This window comes from Streptomyces sp. NPDC017979 (genome assembly GCF_044328175.1).
In the GTDB taxonomy this organism is placed as follows: Bacteria; Actinomycetota; Actinomycetes; order Streptomycetales; family Streptomycetaceae; genus Streptomyces.
Genome location: NZ_JBIRGU010000006.1, coordinates 59,998 through 77,216 on the forward strand (window position 1 = coordinate 59,998; position 17,219 = coordinate 77,216).

The window sequence follows — 17,219 nt, forward strand, 5'->3', positions numbered from 1 at the left end:
CCGTTCCTTCCTCCGACCCGAAGGAGTGCTCGACCATGACCGCCGGACCCCCTTCCCAGACGGCAGCGCCACGGACCCCCGACGCGACGGACTCCGCGGCCGCGAGCCGGCCCGGACCCGTGGTGCGGGTCCGGGCCGGACGCATCCGCGGCACCGAGGAGACGCACCGACAGCGACCGCTGTACGTGTTCCGGGGCATCCCCTACGCCGAACCGTGCGTCGGCCCGCTGCGCTTCGCCTCGCCCCGACCCGTGCGTCCCTGGTCCGACGTCCGGGACGCCACCACCTTCGCTCCGGCGTTCCTCCAGTCCGGCGCCCCCGACAGCAGCGAGGACGCGCTGTACGCCAACGTGTGGACCCCGGACCCCGGCGGGCGCCGGCCGGTGCTGGTGTACGTCCACGGCGGCGGCTGGCAGGTCGGCGCCGGCAGCGTGCCCACCTTCGACGGGGCCAAGCCGGCCGCCGTCGGCGGACTCGTCGTCGTCACCTTCAACTACCGGCTCGGCGCCTTCGGCTGGGGTCTGCACCCGGACCTCGCCGACCCCGACACCGGACGCGCGGCCAACTGGGGCCTCCAGGACCAGGCCGCACTGCTGGCGTGGGTACGGGACAACGCACCGGTCTTCGGCGGCGACCCCGACAACATCACCCTCTGCGGCACCTCCGCCGGAGCCGTCACCGCCCGGCTGCTGACCGCCGCCGAGCCGACCCGGGGCATCGCCCGCAGGCTCATCGCCATCAGCGCCAGCCGCCCCTGGGCGCCCGCCCTGTCCCTGACCCCCGAGGACGCCGCCGCCGCGTACGAACGGCTCGCCGCGGAGTTGGGCACCACGGTGCCGGGGCTGCGGACCGTACCGGCCCGGGCCCTGCACGATGCGTGGCTCCGGCTGTTCGACGGGCCCCCGGCCCGACGCCTCCTCGGCAGCGGCCGGGAGTACCGCGGCCCGGTGCCGGACGCCGCCACTTGGGTGGGGGAGGAGCCGGTGCTGCCGGACGTCCCCGTGATGTCGATCCACAACCGCACCGAGGGCTCCTTCTTCACCGATCCGCACAGCGTTTCGCTGCCCGCGGCGCCGCCCGCGCCCGGCGACCTCACGGAGTTGCGCGCGGCGGTCCGCGACGTACTGCTCAAGTGCACGGCGGAGGTCGGCGACGACGTGGTGGACGGCGCCCTGGACGCGTACCGGAAGTCCGCGGCGGCCGACGGCCGGCCCGTCGACCCGTACTCCCTGTGGACCGAGGTGTGGGGCGACGTCGTCTTCCGGTACCAGATCGTGCGGTTGGCGGAGCGGCACGCGCTGCGGGGCGGCACGCCCCAGTACGTGATGGAGTTCGCCCACCCGGTCCGGCCGCCGCACGCGGGGACCCCGCACGACGCCACGTCGAAGTTCCTCTTCGGCTCGCACGCCCTGCCCGCCTTCGTCGACCAGTTCGGCGACGGGCCCGTGGAGCGGCGGATCTCGGACGTCTTCGTCGACCTCGTGGCCTCCTTCGCCCGGGACGGGGTGCCGAGCAGTCCGGACGCACCCGCGTGGCCCGAGTACCGGCCCGACGGCCCCAGCGCCCTGGTCCTGGGCGGCCCCGGCGTGGCCCGGGTCGACTTCCCCGCCAAGCTCGACCAACTGCGGTACTGGGACGCCTTCGACTGGCTCCCCGGCGCCTGAGGCGGACGCCCGGAAGCCGGCGGCCGAATCGGCCGCCGGCTTCCGGGCGCTCGCGCGACCTGGAGGGGCTGTTGTCAAACGCCCTAGGCGCCCAACGAGGCTCCGCCGTCCACGGTCAGGGAGTGCAGCGTGATCTGCCGTGCCGCGTCGGACAGCAGGAAGACCACGGCCTCGGCCACGTCGTCGGGCTGGGCGACCCGGCCGAGCGGGATGCCGACGCGGAAGGCGTCGGGGTCGCCCTCCACGGTGGCCCGGGCCGAGCCGTCGTCTCCCCACATCGCGCGCAGCATCGGGGTGTCGGTGGAGCCCGGCATCAGTACGTTGCAGCGGATGTTGTGCCGCGCCACCTCCAGCCCCAACGACTTGGTGAACATGGTCGCGGCGGCCTTGGAGGCGGCGTAAGCGGCCATCCCGGCGCGCGGCGTCGCGGCGGCGTTCGACGCCACGGTGACGAGGGCGCCCGAGGCCCGGGGCACCATGCGCGCCACCACGGCGCGGGACACGTGGAAGACCCCGTCGACGTTGACCGCGAAGGTCTTGTGCCAGTCCGTGTCGGGGTAGCCGTACGCGGTGCCGAGCCGCAGCACGCCCGCCGCGTTGACCAGGTACTGGATCGGGCCTATCTGGCGCTCGATCCGGTCCACCGCCGCCTCCACCGCGCGGGCTTCGGTGACGTCCACCGCCACCGGCGTGGCGACGAGTCCGTCGGCGGCCAACTTCTCCACCTGCTCCTGCAGTCCTCGGGCGTTCTGGTCGACCGCGGCGACCGCGACGCCCTGTACGGCGAGCGCGCGGACCGTGGCGGCGCCGATGCCCCCCGCGGCACCGGTGACGAGTGCGACCTTGCCGTGCATGGTTCGACCTCCTGGGATACGGCCCCGACAGGGGCGGTGGACGGGGCGGGCGCGCTCAGCGCTGCCAGGCGGTGACGACCGAGACGGCCTGGCTCGGATTGAGCCGGGGGTCGCAGAACGTGGTGTACGACTCGCCGATCCGGTGCGCGCTCTCCACGGACCTGGTGCACTCGGTGACGTCGTCCGGGGTGGTCTCCAGGTGCAGTCCACCGGCGACGCCGCCGGACTCGGCCACCGCGAACCGGAAGGCCCGCACCTCCTGTTCGACCGTCTCCAGGTACCGGGTCTTGTGGCCCGTCGGCGCCTTGACGGTGTTGCCGTGCATCGGGTCGCACAGCCAGATCACCGGGTGCCCGGCGTCCCGGACCGCGGTCACCAGCGCCGGCAGCCGCTCGCTCACGGCCCGGGCGCCCATCCGGGAGATCAGCGTGAGCCGGCCGGGCTCCCGCGCCGGGTCGAGCCGCCGGCACAGCTCCAGCAACTCCCCGGGCGACATCGAGGGCCCCACCTTGCACGCGACGGGGTTCGCCACCTCGGCGAGCAGCGCCACGTGGGCGCCGTCCACCTGACGGGTGCGTTCGCCGATCCACGGGAAGTGGGTGGAGGTCAGCAGCGGACGTCCGTCGTAGCTCCGGCGCACCATGGGCAGTTCGTAGTCCAGCAGCAGCGCCTCGTGGCTGGTCCACACCTCGGGCTCGGCGCGCCGCGGGCAGTCCGGCGCCCAGCCGAGGTGCCGGGTGATCTCGCTGGCCGCCATGTAGCCGGTGAGCAGGCGCAGCGGGTCGGGCCGGCGCAGCTCCGGGTCGGGCTCGGGCGCGTTGACCATGTGCCCGCGGAAGACCGGGAGTTCCCGCCCGTCCACCACCTCGGTGTCCTGGGAGCGCGGCTTGCCGTACTGGCCCGCGATGCGCCCCACCCGGACCACCGGCTTGTGGGTGATCAGCTTCAGTGCGCCGGCCAGCAGGTCCAGCACCGCGGCCTTGCGGTGCACGTGGCCCGCGGTGCTCTCGTCCGGGTCCTCGGCGCAGTCGCCGGACTGGACGACGTGGGCCTCTCCCCGGGCCACCCGGGCCAGGTGCCCGCGCAAGGTGTGCACGTCCGCGGCGCTCACCAGCGCGGGGCGGCCGGCCAGTTCCTTGCGCACCAGTTGGATCGCCTCGCTGTCGTTCCAGCGCGGCTGCTGAAGTGCGGTTTCGTGGTCGAGTTCGAAGTCGAGGTCGAGTTGCGTGTTGTCCACTGAAGTCTCCCTGGCTGACGTCGCCGGCGCGCTGTCGCCGGGTTGGCCGGGCCCATGACGGTTCCGATGCGTCCCCGAGGGGGGAAGAGGGGGCGGCCCCGCCGCCTGCCTGGAGCGGGGCCGCCCGGGGACGGCGGCGGCGGACCCACCGCGTCGCCGCGATCCCGTGTGACGGTTCGATCGTCGACCGCACCGGCACCTTCACCAACGGCCGGATCGTGTTTGCGTCAAGTCGAACCCGTGTGCGTCAAGTCCGGCGGGGGCCGCGGCGCACCGGCCCGCGGGCAGGGCGCAGCCGCACTCCGGGCCGCGCGACCGGTCGGACTCGAAGGGGCAGCCGGAGCGTCAGCGCACCGGCCCGGTCTGTCGGACCAGGGCGGTACGGGCGCGGTGCAGCAGCAGCGCCAACTGGATCTGGAGGGCCTCGGCGGGCCGCTGCCAGTCGCCGCCGAGTAGTTGGGTCACCCGCTCCAGGCGCCTGGCCACGGTGTTCGGATGCACGTGCAGCATGTCGGCGGCCAGCCGTTGGTTGTTGCCGGAGTCGAAGTAGGCCCGCAAGGTCTTCAGCAACTCGCCCGAGCCGTCGGAGTCGTAGTCGATGATCCGGCCGATCGTGGAGGTCACGAAGCCTTCGACGTCGTGGTCGTCGGAGAGCAGCAGACCGAGGAAGCCCAGGTCGGCGGTGGCGGCGGAGGCCCCCGGGCCGTGCAGCAGGATCAGCGCCTCCAGGGTCCGCATGGCCTCCCGGTGCAGGCTGCGGATGCCGACCGTGCCCTCGCCCGGGCCGGCCGCCGACACCGACACCGGGCGGCCGAGCAGCGGCGACAGCTCCCGGGACACCTTGCGGGCGGCGCCCGACGGGTCGCCGCCGGGCAGCAGGAGCACCACGCAGCCGTCCCGCCGCGTGTGCAGCCCCGACAGCCGGTTGGCGTAGGAGGAGGCCCAGGCGGCGGCCCGCGCCATGTCCCCGTACTCCGGGCGGGCCACCACCAGCACGTGCGGGGCGCTGGGGTCCAGCGCGAGTCTGCGGGCCCGCTCCACGAACGCGTTCAGCCGTACCGGCTCGGACAGCACGTCGTTGAGCAGGTCGTCGCGCATCGGCCGGTCCACCGCGCCCCGTTGCAGCAACAGCGCGGCGGTCGTGGTCTGGGCCACCAGCCGCAGCAGCACGGCGTCCCCGTCCGCCAGGGGCAGTTCCGGCCGCACCAACAGGACGCCCAGGTTCTCCCCGGCGGCCAGCAGCGGCACCGCCCACGTGCCGTCGAGCCGGTGCACCGGCTCGCCCCGGGTGTGCGCCTCCAGCGCCGCCGCGTCCACGGCGGCCGGGAGGAGGTCGACGCCTTCACCGCTGGAGGCCATGGGGCGCCCTCCGGGGTCGCGCAGCACGACGGCGCCGTCGAGCGCGTGGGAGACGGCCGTCATCAGGGCCTGGAGGTCGCCCCCGTCGAGGGCCAGGTCGAAGGCGCGCTGGTGGACGTCGAGCATGTGGTGCACCGAGGTGAGCGCCGCGTTGAAGCGTGAGCGGTCCCGCTCCAGGTGCGTGACGTCGGCCCGGGCCCTGGCGAGTTGACCGGTCCGCTCGATGGGGCCGGCGGCCAGGTCGGCGAGCGAGAGCAGCAGGCTCACTTCCGTGGGGGTGAAGTGACGCACCCGGCGGTCCGCGCCGAACAGGACGCCGAAGACGGTGGAGCCGCGGCGCAGCGGCACCCCCAGCACGGCCCGCAGCCCCTCGGCGCGCACGAAGTCGTCGATGCCCTCGTCCCGGGCGAGGCGGTGGTCCTCCAGGTAGTCGGGGCTCCACATCGCCGTTTCCTTCTCGTAGATCTCGCCCGCGATGCCCAGGAAGTCCGGGGTCCGCCGCCCGACGTTGCGGGTGGTGGTCTCCCCGTCCGACGCGTGCACCGCCGAGACCCCGTCGTCCTCGCGCAGGCTCACGTAGGTGATGCTCAGCCCCAGCAGGATGCGGGCCTTCTTGGTGACGACGGCTAGCAGGCCGGCGAGGTCGTTCTGGATGGAGAGTTCGCGGGCGGCGTCGACCAGCGCCGTGAGGTCGGCCTCCCGCCGGCGCTGGTCTCCGATCAGTGACCTGACCCGGAGCGCGAGGTCTCCGAGCCGGTCGAGGTACCCCTCCCACGGCTGGACCGGGCCCTCCTGGCGGGCCCGTTGGAGCAGCTCCTCGAAGCGGGCGGGGGCCGCCTCTTCGGCCAGCAGGGCCAGGAGGCCGAGAACGTGGTCTGGTGTCCGAGCGCCGTCGCGCACTGAGCCCTCCCCCGATGAGGCCGAACCGTCTGGGTGTTCCGCGTCCGTGCCGTCCGTGCCGTCCGTGCTCGCCGTCCCCGCAGGTCGTCAGTTGGGCGGCACCGGTCCGGCCGGGCCCGAGGGCGCCAGCGCGTCGACGAAGTGGGCGGCCGGCCAGGCGGCAGTGGGCCCCCCGCCCGGCCGTTCGAAGACGTCGGCCGCCCCGGAGCCGGGGGCGGCCCGCACCGGACCGCCCGGGGCGCAGCGCAACTCCGCCTCCAACCAGTGCTCCGCGGCCTTCGCCCGGGCCGTCGACAACTGCTCGACCTCGCGGCGCAGCCGGGGGCCCAGCGGGACGTCCGAGAGGGCGTCGTCGGTCCACAGGCGCAGGGCGATGCCCAGCCGCCGCGCGGCGCAGTCCACGTCGTCCGCGGTCATGGCGCGGAAGCCGGCGCCGCAGTGCCGCCAGAACTGCCGTACGTCCACCGTCGCCTGCGAGCAGTCGAGCCGGTACCCCCCGGGCAGGGCCACCAGTCGCTCACCGGCGCCGCCGTGCCGCCCGGACGCGCCCTCCTCGTCGGGCGCGAGTTCACCGGCCCTGGCCAGTCGGGACTTCAGGTCCGCGATCCGCCGGTGCAACTCGGACAGGGCGCCGGGCGGGGTGACGCCGGGCCACAGCTCCTCCATCATCACGTGCAGGGGTACGACGTGGTCGGCGAAGACGGCGAACAGCGCGAGCAGTTGACGGGTCCGGACGTCCGGGGGGTCGACCACCACGCCGTGGACGCTGACCCGCAGCGGGCCGAGGAGCTTGATGTCCAGGGGGGAACGGGCCGTCGGCGTCCCGTCGGCGTTCACCGCGTACGGCGGGTAGGGCGCCCCCTTGGTGCCCGCACACTCCGTCCGTGCCCTCCCGGCTCGCCCCATCCCGGTCGTCCCGGTCGACGCGGGCCGTGCCGCTGCGTCCACCGGCGGGGGTGATCCCGTTCTGAGCAGAGACGTCTGACTGACCGCCATGGAACTCCCTCACCTGTCTGTGAACGCGAGTGACTGGATGGTCCGGGTCGTCGACGGCCGCTCCGTTGCACCGAGGAGCGGCCCGCTGGAGTCGGCGGCAGGCCGGGCAGCGCTGACCGAGACTCCCATGGCGAGAAGAATACAGAACGATCGATTTTTTTTCTTGAGTCGCGCTAGACCAGGGGTCTCTTCAAACCTCCCCCGGGGGGCGTTCCTCGCGGGTGAGCTGGGGGGAACTCCCGTCCCGGGGGAGTGCGCTACTCGTCCGGGCGCTCTCCGGGGGGCAGGCCGCCGTCGGCGAACGCGGCGGCCCGCTGCGGACTGATGTCGATCGCCCGGTGCGAGCCCTTGGCGCACAGGGCCGGCAGCAGGTGGCGCCACATGGCCACGGCCCGGTCCGTCAGGTCCCGGCGCCCGCAGACGATCTGGGAGTGCATCTGCATGCCGGTGCAGGCGCTCACCACGAAGTCCGCCAGGGACTCGATCTCGACGTGCTCGGCCAACTCGCCGGCCTCCCGCGCCTCGCGCAGGCACTCCGCCAGCACCTCGGTCCACTCCTCGTACGGAGTGGAGTCCTGGACGTCGAAGCTGTGCTGCTCGCCCGTCAGGCGCACGCCCGCGCGCAGCAGTACGTCCTGGCGCAGACGGTGGGACCAGACGAAGGTGACGTCGACCAGTCGTTGCAATCCCGTGGTGATGGTGTGCGGGACGACGGTGGTCGGCTGAGCCGTCATCACCGCGCGCGCCAGGGCCTCCTTCGACTTGAAATGGAAGTACATCGCGCCCTGGGTGATGCCGGCACGCTGGGTGATCTCCCGAATGTTGGCTCCCTTGAAGCCGAGTTCGTCGAAGGCTTCAGCCGCCGCCCTGAGGATGATCGCCCGGGTTCTGACGGCTCGTTCCTGCTTGGGTTCGCGCATCGTTCATCGTTTCCTTATCGACAAAAAAAAGGCCATCCTTTATATTTTCATATCCGCAGCTCAGAACGCCAGTGATCGTCAAACGTTGCCTTCCTCACCGGGGAGAGACATGAGCGTGACAGCTGTACGACGCCCTGATGTGACCGGCGCGACCAAGCTCACCACCACGGTGGCCAAGGAACACGTCCACCGGGCGGCGCTGGCCGAGGTGTTCCTCACCGGGGTGCTCCCGAACGGTCAGGACCGCTTCACCGTCACCGCCCAATGGCCGCGCGGACACAGCTTCTTCGTGACCGAGCACGGCCGCCACGACCCGTTGCTGCTGGCCGAGACCGTACGCCAGACGGTGCCGCTGCTGCTGCACAGCGAGTATGGCGTGCCGTACGGCCACCAGTTCGGCTGGGTCTCCTTCCAACTCCGGATGCGCCCCGACGCCATGCGGATCACCAGCGCACCCGCCGAGTTGGAACTGCACGTCACCTGCCGGGACGTCCGCCGCCGCGGGGGGTTACCCGTCGCCATGACGCAACGCACCGACGTGTGGCGCGGCCAGGAGTTCCTCGGCTGGGCCGAGACCCGCTTCTGGTGCCACTCCCCGTCGCTCTACCGACGGCTGCGCGGCAGGTTCGCCGACCGGGACGCGGTCTTCGCCGCCGTGCCGGAGCCGCCGCCCCCGGTGCCGGGGGAACTCGTCGGCCGGGACCGGGTCCAGGACGTCGTCCTGTGCCCCGGTGACGCACCGGACCGGTGGCGGCTCAGAGTGGACACCGCCCACCCCACCCTCTTCGACCACCCGCTGGACCACGTACCCGGAATGTTGAGTCTGGAGGCCGTTCGGCAGGCCGCGGTGGCGGCGCGGGCCGACGAGCCGGCCGCATTCCTGGCCGGTCTCGACATATCGTTTGACCGATACATCGAATTCGAGGCGCCGTGTTGGCTCGACGTGCGCCGCGTGCCGGCGTCCGGAGTGGACGCCGCCGACGGCACGGCCGTCGAGGTGCGCGCCGTCCAGAGCGGCCAGAGCGCTTTTCTGGCCACCGCCTTCTTTCAGGGGCTGGGCTCCGTCTGACCGCGGTCCGAGGGTTTCGGAATTGATCCCTCCACGCCAATTCGCAGGGTGAATCCTGCTGGAATGAATTCCTCCGCATGACCGCCGTCGGCGCCGTGCTTTCCGATCCCAGTCGCCCCCACTTCGCCGGCGCCCCACCGCCTCGCGATTCCTTCCTCGTCCCCGTCGACCCCAACCCGGGAGAACCATGGCAGAGAGATTCCGGCAGCTGCGCCTGGTGGCCGTGAACATCGATGGCGTACTGCTCAACGACACCTTCAGCCCCGTCATCCACGACTTCATCACCAGTCGCGGCGGCGCCTACACGGCCGAGATCGAGCGGCGCATCTTCTCCCAGCCGCGCGACGTCGCCGGCGTCGAGTTAGCGGCCGCGGCCGGCGTCGCGATGTCCGGGGCCGAGATCCTGCGGAGCTACTTCGAGGCCCGTGAGCAGTACCTGGAGAAGCATCCGGTCGAACTGGAGTGCGGCGCGGTGGAGTTGCTGGCGCGGCTGGTTGACCTCGGGGCGCGCGTAATCTGCTACGGGGGGCTGGACGAGGAGCACTTCGACGCCCATCTCGGCCCGCACGTCGAGTACTTCACCCCGCCGCACTACGTGTGCACCGACTCCTTCCGGCCGGGGATCGAAGAGATCACCACCGAGGTCTTCGGCCTCGCGCACGACCAGGTGCTGTTCATCGACGACGTGGCGCGCGTGGCCGAGGAGGCCAAGCGGCTGGACACCCCCTTCATCGGACGGCCCAGCCCCTTCCCCGGCTCGTTCCAGCGGCAGTTGATGCAAGAGGCGGGGGTGCGGCACGTCGTTGACTCGCTGTCCGCCGTCGACGGGGAACTGCTGGTGCGCATCGACGAGGAAGCTGCTGCGGGATGCTGCTGGAGGGCGTAGCCGCCACGGCGGACGACGGGGCGGCAGCGGCCTCCGGGCTGCTGCGCGGGAAGGTCATCATGATCACCGGTGCCTCCAGCGGCATCGGAGCCGCCGCGGCCAGGCTGTTCGCCGCCGAGGGCGCCGCCGTCGTGCTGGTGGCGCGGCGCCGCGCGCGACTGGTCGACATCGCCGACGACATCCGGGCGCGGGGCGGGCGGGCCTGGGCGGTGCCGTGCGACGTGGTGGCCGGCGCGGAGGTGGAGCGGGCGGTCCGCTTGACGCTGGACCACTGCGGGCGGCTGGACGGCGTCTTCAACAACGCCGGCTGGACCCCCGCCGGCACACGGGTGCACGAGACGGACGACGCGGTCTTCGACGAGGTCGTCAACGTCAACCTGCGGGGCATCTGGAACTGTCTCAAGCACCAGATCCCGGCCATGTTGGAGTCCGGGGGCTCGATCGTGAACACGGCCAGCACCGCCGGGGTCATCGCGACCAGCGCGATCGCCCCGTACGTCGCGGCCAAGCACGCGGTCATCGGGCTCACCAAGTCGGTGGCGAAGGAGTACGCGGACCGCGGCATCCGGGCCAACGCCCTGGTGGTGGGCGCCACCCGGACGGAGTTGCTGGACGCGGCCGTGGCGCTGGACCCCCGGGCGGAGGCGGCGTTCGTGGGCCGTTCGCCCCAGCGGCGGATCGCCGACCCCTGGGAGGTCGCGGAGGCGGCGGCCTGGCTGTGCAGCGAGCGCTCGTCCTTCGTCACGGGCGCTGCGGTACCGGTCGACGGGGGCCGGACGGCCGTCTGAGCGGGGCCGTGCGACGACGTGTGTCGGCCATGTCAACGGGTGCTGACTGACGTCCGCGCGTGCTGACTGACGTCCGCGCGTGCGGGCGGACGGCAGGGCGGGTGCGGCGGTTTGCGGGGCGTGCCGGGCGGTGACGCCGGCGTCGAGCCGGCCGCCGCAGCCGCGCGGCGCCTCACGGCAGCCCGGCGAGGTCCCCGTCCTGCCGCAGCCCGGCGAGGACCAGCCGCCAGAGCCGGGTCAACTCGCCCACGGCGTCGACGCGGGCGACGGGGGACGCTCCGCTGCGGCGCAGCGCCGCGTCCATGCCGTCGACCAGACAGGACGCCAGGGCCGTCATCAGGTCCGGCGGCGCCGTGGCGGGCAGCCCGCCCTCCTTGTCGAGCCGGTTCAAGATGCGCCGCAACTCCGGGAGCCAGGCCGAGGACCACTCGGGGCGCCCCGGCCGCTCCCGGGTCAGCCGCGCCGCCGCGCGCACCACCTCCTGCTCCTGGAGGAGCCGGGTCAGCTCCAAGGTCAGCTCCATGGCCAGGCCCAGACTCGGGGGGTGTCGGGCGCCGATCCGTTCCACCGCGTCGAGCACCATCGCCCGGCCGGCCTCCTCGACGGCGTCGGCCAGGTCGGCCTTGGTCGAGAAGTGGAACGTCAGCGCCCCCATCGAGATCTGCGCGGCCTCGCTGATGCGCGCCAGGGACGCTCCGTTGTAGCCGTCGCGGTCGAACTGCGTTGCGGCCGACCGGAGGAGACCCTCACGTGTCTTCTGTGCCCTCTCCTGCTTCGCCATGTTCCTCTCCAGAGCGTGACAGGGTGCGACTTGGTGACATCCGGCCCGCTGGAATCGCGGTGAGGTGATCAACCGCGTCTCGCCACCGTGTCGCGCTACGCATCCGTTTCGCAACAAGGAGTTGTGAAAGTGGTGTCGAGGATCGGGGCGTCGGGCGACGGCTCGGAGGTCCGCCCGGTGGCGGCAATGAGACGTTTCTCGACGCTCGGGGAGCAAACATAGCGGTCGCCCTTTATTCTTCCGCGCAATGGCGGGTCCGACAACACCGCCGCACCGCACCGCCCGCCACGCCGCTCACGGCGCCGCTCGACGCCGTCGCCCCGAGATCACCGCCCCAGCGGGGCCGCTCCGGAAGGAATGTCCCATGCCGCTCCCCGTCCTCGACATCGGCGCGCAGGAGTCCCTGACCCGCTTCGCCGAGCGGATCTTCAGCTCCATGCCCCGTTCCGACCAACGGCGGCGGGCCGGCGCCTACCTCCACGGGCTGCTCGCCACCCCCGGCCGCAAGTCGGTGAACAAGATCGCGGCCCAGACGGCGGACGGACCCGTCGCGCCGCACTCCATGCGGCAGTTCGTCAACGACAGCTCCTGGGAGTGGAGCCCGGTCCGCCGCGAGCTCGCCCACTGGGTCGCGGAGCGGACGGCCGCCCGGGCCTGGACCCTGGGCATCGCGGTGCTGGCCAAACGCGGCGTGCACTCCGCGGGCGTGCACCGGCGCTTCGTGCCCTCCGTCGGCCGCTCGGTCAACTGTCAGGTGGCCGTCGGCCTCTTCCTCACCGGCGACACGGACGCGGTGCCCGTCGACTGGAGCCTGCTGCTGCCGGACAGTTGGGCCAGCGATCCGCACCGCCGCTCACGGGCCCGGATACCCCCGGAAGCCGTCCGCCCCCTGGAGCACGAAGCCGTCGCCCTCCTCGACGCCCAGCCCGACGCCTGGGGCTTCAACTCGCTGCCCGTGGTGGCGGACCTGAGCGCCTGCGGCCACGCGCTCCACCTCGTACGGGGCCTGGTGCGACGGCGGCGCGAGTACGTGGTGGGGCTCGCACACCCGCCCGCCGCCCCGCCCGACGGGCCGCGGCCGCCCGGCGCCGCGGCCGAGGGCCACCTCCCGGACGTGCTGCCCGGCCGCCAACGGCACTTCACCGCCCCGGAGACGGCGCGCTCCCTCTCCGCGCCGACCTGGACGTCCAACATGACCCGGCTGCGCACCGCTGACCTGCGCGCCCTCGCCGGCCTTGACCGGCACACCAGGCGCGCCGTGCGACGGCTGGAGGAGGGTTTCGGGCTGCTCGACTTCGAGGGTCGCTCCTACCCCGGCTGGCACCACCACATGACGATGGTCTCCGCCGCCTTCGCCTTCAGCCGGCTCGGACTGCGGGCGGGCCGGCCGCCGACCGCGGTCCGCGACGGCTGTACCGCCGGTACTTGACGCACTGTGGCGCCCGGCCTTCCCGGGCGCGGTGCGATCCCCGACGTTGGGAGCGACGGACCGGAGGACGACGCCCCCGCGGGCTGCGCGACCCCTCGCCCCGGTACGTCCTGTGGCGGTCTACGGGCCCTTGGGGCCGGAAGGGATCACGGACATGAGGAAGGTGCGCTGGGGGCTGTTGGTCACCGGTGGGTACGCCGACGTGGCCATGAAGGCGAAGGCGACCTCCCGCACGACCGAGTTCGTCGCGGTCGCGCAGGACGACGCGGCGGCGGCCGCGGCCTACGCCGAGACGTTCGACGTCCCGCGGTCCTACGGGAGCCGTGCGGAACTGCTCGCCGACGAGGAGGTGGAGGCGGTCTTCGTCGCCCTCGACCCCGTCGACCACGCCGAGTGGGCCGTGCGGGCGCTGGAGGCCGGCAAGCACGTGCTGGTCGAGAAGCCGTTGGCGCTCAGCGCCGCGGACACCGAGCGGGTCTTCGACGCCGCCGAAGCGGCCGGCCGGATCTGCGCCGAAGGCGTGATGTTCCGCCACCACCCGCAGCACCTCATGGCGAAGCGGCTCGTCGACGAAGGGCTGATCGGTGAACTGCGGTACGTCTACGCCGCCTGCACCGCCACCCTCCCGGACGACTACTTCCGCCGCTTCCCGGAGCGCGGCGGCGGCGGCATGCTGGACCTCGGCGTCTTCACCCTGGCCGCGATCCGGATGTACGCCGGGACCCCCGAGCGGGTGTACGCCGAGGAAGTGCGCAGGGCCGGAGCGGCCGACCACAACTTCGCCGCCTCGCTGCGGCTGCCCGGAGACGTCCTCGCCCAGTTCGAGGTGGGGCAGGAGGTGTGCCGGGGTGACGCGCTGCACCTGGTGGGGACCACCGGCCGGCTGGTCCTGGACGACCCGTGGTTCTGCCGCGACGTCAAGAGCGTCGAACTCCAGCGGCAGGGGCCGCCGCCGCACGCGGACCCGGTGAGCGAGTACCTTCCGGTGGACGAGGAGGGGGCGTACCGCTGCGACGAGCCCTACGCCGTCTCCCGCCTCCAGTTCGACGCGGTGTCGACCGCGATCGCCACCGGGCAGGCCCCGCCGTACGGACGCCGCGACGCGGTGGAGCAGGCCCGCGTCATCGAGGCGCTGTTCGAGTCCGGGGCCAAGTCCGTTCCGGTGCACCCCCTGTCGTGACCCCGTCCCAGACGCCCGGCCGGACCTCCCCGGCCGGGCGTTTCGCCGTACCCCGGTCGACGGAGGGCCGGTGAGGCCGTGCACGGTCGAGCGCCGCGGCGACGGCCGCATCGACGGACCGTGTGCCGGAACGCGTCGAACCGCCCTCCGCGCCGGGCGGGGAGGGCGGTTCGACGCGGTGGCGCCGCCGTGCGGCGGGCCCGGAGGAGTGCGGCCGGTGCCGGGTCGTCACCCCTGCTCGATGACGACCTTGATGCGCCGCACGGTCTGCTCCACGTCCTTCTGCAGCTTCGCGTTCCACTCCTGCACGAACCGGGCGCGCCCCGCTTCGTCCAGGCCGGACCGGAAGATCTTCGCCAGGCCCTCGGTCAGCTTCCCGAGCCGGTAGTGGTGCACCAGCACGCTTCCGCCGTCGGCCGGCTCGATCTCGAAGGACCAAGTGCTCTCCTGCCGGTCGCCCGCACCGGTGAGGATCACCCAGCGAAAGGCCCGGCCCGGCACCGCGTCGACGACCTCCGCCCGGGTGGTCCACTCGCCGCGGATCACCGGCGCCCACGCCACCGCCTCCGGGCCGCGCAGGTTCTTCCCCTCGAAGACGGCGCCCACGGCGGACGGCTCCCCGCTGATCCAGGTGCCGCCGCGGCATTCGACGCTCCATTCGCCGCTGCGCGCCAGATCGCTCACCGTCTCGTACACCGCTGCCGGTGCAGCCGCGACGAAGGTCTTGGCGCGTACCTCGAACGTGGTGACGCCGTCCCTTTCGTAGTCGACCATCGCACTTCCTCGATTCCCCCACGGCTCGAAGTCCGCGGGACGCAGTTTCCAAAAGGCCACCGAGTCACGCCGCACGACGAAACCCCCGGTCCCCGTGGAGCCATTCGACCTTCTCGTGCAGTTCGTCGGCGGACAGCGCGGAGAGCGCCGCATTGCGTTCCTTCGCCGCGACCCCGGAAGGGTGGTAGACCTGCCGGCCCATTTCCCGGGCCACCAGTTGGGCCCGGGCGGCCCGGGTGCGCCGCAGCGCGCCGTACGCGGCCAGCCGCAGCGGTATCGGGTCCCCGGCCGCCCCGTTCGCGCCGTCCGCCCGGCCGATCAGCTCGCCGAGCAGCACCGCGTCCTCCAGCGCCTGACAGGCGCCCTGGGCGGCGTACTGCAACATGGGGTGGGCGGCGTCGCCGAGCAGCGCCACCCGGCCGTCGACCCAGGTGTCCACCGGGTCCCGGTCGCACAGCACCCAGCGCCGCCAGCGGTCCCCGAGCGCCAACAGCCGACCGGCGACGTCCCCCAGATCGGGGAACTCGCCGAGCACCGCCGCACTGGACACGGGCTCGCCGGAGACCGCCTCGACGGCGCCGTCGTCCTTGGTGGCGGCGAGGTTGAGGTGCCGGCCGCCGCTGATCGGATAGTGGACGAAGTGCCAGCGCGGACCCGCCCACAGGCTCACGGCGTTCGCCCGCAACTCCTCGGGCACCACCTCCATCGGCACCACCGACCGGTAGATCGTGTGCCCCGACACCCTCGGCTCCCCGTCGCCCACCAGTTGGCCGCGGATCGCGGAACGGATGCCGTCCGCGCCGATCAGGGCGTCCCCGCGCACCCGCGAGCCGTCGGCCAGCAGCGCCACCGCGGCCGCCGTCTCCTGCGCGTATCCGGTCACCGGCGCCCCGGTCACCAACTCGACCTCGGGCTGTGCGCGAGCGGCCGCCAGCAGCGGCTGGTAGAGGTCGGTGCGGTGCACCACCGCGTACGGATTGCCGAAGCGCCTGCGGTAGTGCTCGGTCAGCGGCATGGAGCTGATCAGCTCGTCCGTGGTGCCGTCGTACAACCGCAGCGCGTCCACGAACACCGAGCGGGCCCGCACCGCGTCACCCACCCCGATCCGGTCCAGGGCGTGGTACGCGTTCGGGGCGAGTTGGATGCCGGCGCCCAGCTCCGTCAGCTCCGGGCGCTGCTCCAGCACCGTGACGCGGTGCCCTTGCCGGGCGAGGCTCACCGCGGTGGCCAGCCCGCCGATGCCACCGCCGACAACCACGAAGTCAGCCATGTGCGCTCTCCTAACGATCCAGGTCGGGACGGACGACGAGGCGGCTGCCGTGCAGTTCGCCCTTCTCCATGCGCAGATGCGCGTCGGCCAGCCAGCTCAGCGGGATCCGCTCGGTGCGGCGCGGGGCGAGCCTGCCGGCGGCCAGCAGCCGGTTGACGGTCCCTGCCGCCGCGGCGAGCTGGTCGGTGGTGGCGTGCGAGATGACGAAGCCGAGGATCGACGCGTCCTTCATGTAGAAGGGGCCGACGGGCAGTTGGGGGCGGGCCGCGACCCCGGCGAGCAGCACGATCCGCCCCCGGGGCGCCAGCAGCTCCACGGCCTGCGTCAGGTCGTTGGTGCCGAAGGAGTCCACGTGCACGTCGACGCCGCGGGGGCAGGCCGCACGCAGCGCCGCGTCCAGGTCCGGGTCCCGGTAGTCGAGGACCCGGGCGGCCCCCAGCCCCGTGACGTACTCCGCGTCGGCGGCGGACGCCGTGGCCACCACGTGCGCGCCCGCTTCGACGGCCAGGGTCACCAGGGCGCTGCCGACGTTGCCCGCGCCACCGGCCACGAGCACGGTCTCGCCGGGCCGCACCCGGGCGTGGGCGAACAGCGCCAGATGGGCGGTGGCCGCGGGGTGGAACACGGCGACCGCCCGCTCCGGGTCGACCCCGGGCGGCAGGTGGTAGAGCCGGTCCACGGGCACGACCGCGTACTCGGCGGCGGCGCCCTGCCGTCCGCCGTGCCCGATGCTGTTGCACCACACGCGGTCGCCGGGGCGGAACCCGGGGGCGCCCGGGCCGGCCTCCAGGACCGTGCCGACGAGGTCGCGGCTGACGATCAGCGGAAGCGGCATCGGGGTGCGGAACACCCCCGAACGGACGAACGTGTCCACCGGGTTGACGGTGGTGCACTCGACCTCGACCAACACGTCGGTCGGCCCCGGGCGCGGCCGGGGCAGCTCGCCGTAGCGGATCTCCTCCGCCGGTCCGAGTTCTGTGATGTAGGCGGCACGCATGGATGCAGCCTCGCCCCGGGCGCCCGCAACGGGCAGGCCCTGCCGTGAAATGCGTCAAGTCACCGCCCGCCCATTCCCGGCCGGAATCCGAAAGCGGAGCTCCACCTCCCGGAGT

At 73.2% G+C, this 17,219-nt stretch carries 15 protein-coding genes; 6 read left to right on the plus strand and 9 right to left on the minus strand.

All coding sequences use genetic code 11. The annotated features are described in order from the left end of the window. The first annotated feature begins 35 nt into the window (after positions 1–35). Positions 36–1,664, plus strand: a complete 1,629-nt coding sequence (locus ACH4E8_RS18305; RefSeq protein WP_398449323.1) for a carboxylesterase family protein — start codon at positions 36–38, stop codon at positions 1,662–1,664. An 83-nt stretch (positions 1,665–1,747) separates the two neighbouring features. Here ACH4E8_RS18305 and ACH4E8_RS18310 read toward each other — a convergent pair whose 3' ends face one another. The 5 genes from ACH4E8_RS18310 to ACH4E8_RS18330 all read right to left on the minus strand — a co-directional run bounded on the left by ACH4E8_RS18310 (position 1,748) and on the right by ACH4E8_RS18330 (position 7,930). Continuing rightward, complete coding sequence (locus ACH4E8_RS18310; protein WP_398449325.1) at positions 1,748–2,518, minus strand: 2,3-dihydro-2,3-dihydroxybenzoate dehydrogenase; 771 nt, start codon at positions 2,516–2,518, stop codon at positions 1,748–1,750. A 55-nt stretch (positions 2,519–2,573) separates the two neighbouring features. After that, a complete protein-coding gene (locus ACH4E8_RS18315; RefSeq protein WP_398449327.1) occupies positions 2,574–3,755 on the minus strand; it encodes a 3-deoxy-7-phosphoheptulonate synthase in 1,182 nt (393 codons plus the stop codon). Between the two features lie 345 nt (positions 3,756–4,100). Continuing rightward, the gene (locus ACH4E8_RS18320; protein ID WP_398449329.1) at positions 4,101–6,014 is read right to left on the minus strand and encodes a helix-turn-helix domain-containing protein; all 1,914 of its coding nucleotides are present in this window, start codon (positions 6,012–6,014) and stop codon (positions 4,101–4,103) included. Between the two features lie 87 nt (positions 6,015–6,101). Beyond that, positions 6,102–6,920 (minus strand): BTAD domain-containing putative transcriptional regulator, encoded by an 819-nt coding sequence (locus ACH4E8_RS18325; protein WP_398449331.1) that lies wholly within the window; start codon positions 6,918–6,920, stop codon positions 6,102–6,104. A gap of 347 nt (positions 6,921–7,267) precedes the next feature. Then, the gene (locus tag ACH4E8_RS18330) at positions 7,268–7,930 is read right to left on the minus strand and encodes a ScbR family autoregulator-binding transcription factor (RefSeq protein WP_398449333.1); all 663 of its coding nucleotides are present in this window, start codon (positions 7,928–7,930) and stop codon (positions 7,268–7,270) included. Positions 7,931–8,039: 109 nt separating this feature from the next. Here ACH4E8_RS18330 and ACH4E8_RS18335 point away from each other — a divergent pair, with 109 nt between their 5' ends. From ACH4E8_RS18335 to ACH4E8_RS18345, 3 genes are all read left to right on the plus strand, one after another. Next, a complete protein-coding gene (locus ACH4E8_RS18335) occupies positions 8,040–8,999 on the plus strand; it encodes a ScbA/BarX family gamma-butyrolactone biosynthesis protein (RefSeq protein WP_398449335.1) in 960 nt (319 codons plus the stop codon). A 187-nt stretch (positions 9,000–9,186) separates the two neighbouring features. Then, positions 9,187–9,885, plus strand: coding sequence for an HAD family phosphatase (locus tag ACH4E8_RS18340; protein WP_398449337.1), 699 nt, complete (start codon positions 9,187–9,189; stop codon positions 9,883–9,885). Next, positions 9,867–10,673, plus strand: coding sequence for an SDR family NAD(P)-dependent oxidoreductase (locus ACH4E8_RS18345; RefSeq protein WP_398449339.1), 807 nt, complete (start codon positions 9,867–9,869; stop codon positions 10,671–10,673). The genes ACH4E8_RS18340 and ACH4E8_RS18345 overlap by 19 nt, the downstream gene beginning before the upstream one ends. Before the next feature lie 172 nt (positions 10,674–10,845). Here the strand turns inward: ACH4E8_RS18345 and ACH4E8_RS18350 are convergent, their stop codons facing one another. Next, positions 10,846–11,454 (minus strand): TetR family transcriptional regulator, encoded by a 609-nt coding sequence (locus ACH4E8_RS18350; RefSeq protein WP_398449341.1) that lies wholly within the window; start codon positions 11,452–11,454, stop codon positions 10,846–10,848. 364 nt (positions 11,455–11,818) lie between these two features. On the opposite strand from ACH4E8_RS18350, the gene ACH4E8_RS18355 reads away from it, so the two are divergent. After that, positions 11,819–12,883 carry an IS701 family transposase gene (locus ACH4E8_RS18355; protein ID WP_398449343.1) on the plus strand — a complete coding sequence of 355 codons (1,065 nt, stop codon included), beginning with the start codon at positions 11,819–11,821 and terminating at the stop codon, positions 12,881–12,883. A 154-nt stretch (positions 12,884–13,037) separates the two neighbouring features. Further along, on the plus strand, positions 13,038–14,063 hold the full coding sequence (locus ACH4E8_RS18360) for a Gfo/Idh/MocA family protein (RefSeq protein WP_398449345.1): 1,026 nt from the start codon (positions 13,038–13,040) through the stop codon (positions 14,061–14,063). Between the two features lie 228 nt (positions 14,064–14,291). Here ACH4E8_RS18360 and ACH4E8_RS18365 read toward each other — a convergent pair whose 3' ends face one another. The 3 genes from ACH4E8_RS18365 to ACH4E8_RS18375 all read right to left on the minus strand — a co-directional run bounded on the left by ACH4E8_RS18365 (position 14,292) and on the right by ACH4E8_RS18375 (position 17,104). Further along, positions 14,292–14,837: an SRPBCC family protein gene (locus tag ACH4E8_RS18365; RefSeq protein WP_398449346.1), complete on the minus strand. Its 546-nt coding sequence runs from the start codon at positions 14,835–14,837 to the stop codon at positions 14,292–14,294. Positions 14,838–14,901: 64 nt separating this feature from the next. After that, positions 14,902–16,107 (minus strand): FAD-dependent oxidoreductase, encoded by a 1,206-nt coding sequence (locus ACH4E8_RS18370; RefSeq protein WP_398449347.1) that lies wholly within the window; start codon positions 16,105–16,107, stop codon positions 14,902–14,904. 10 nt (positions 16,108–16,117) lie between these two features. After that, on the minus strand, positions 16,118–17,104 hold the full coding sequence (locus tag ACH4E8_RS18375; protein WP_398449348.1) for an NADPH:quinone reductase: 987 nt from the start codon (positions 17,102–17,104) through the stop codon (positions 16,118–16,120). Positions 17,105–17,219 lie beyond the last annotated feature (115 nt).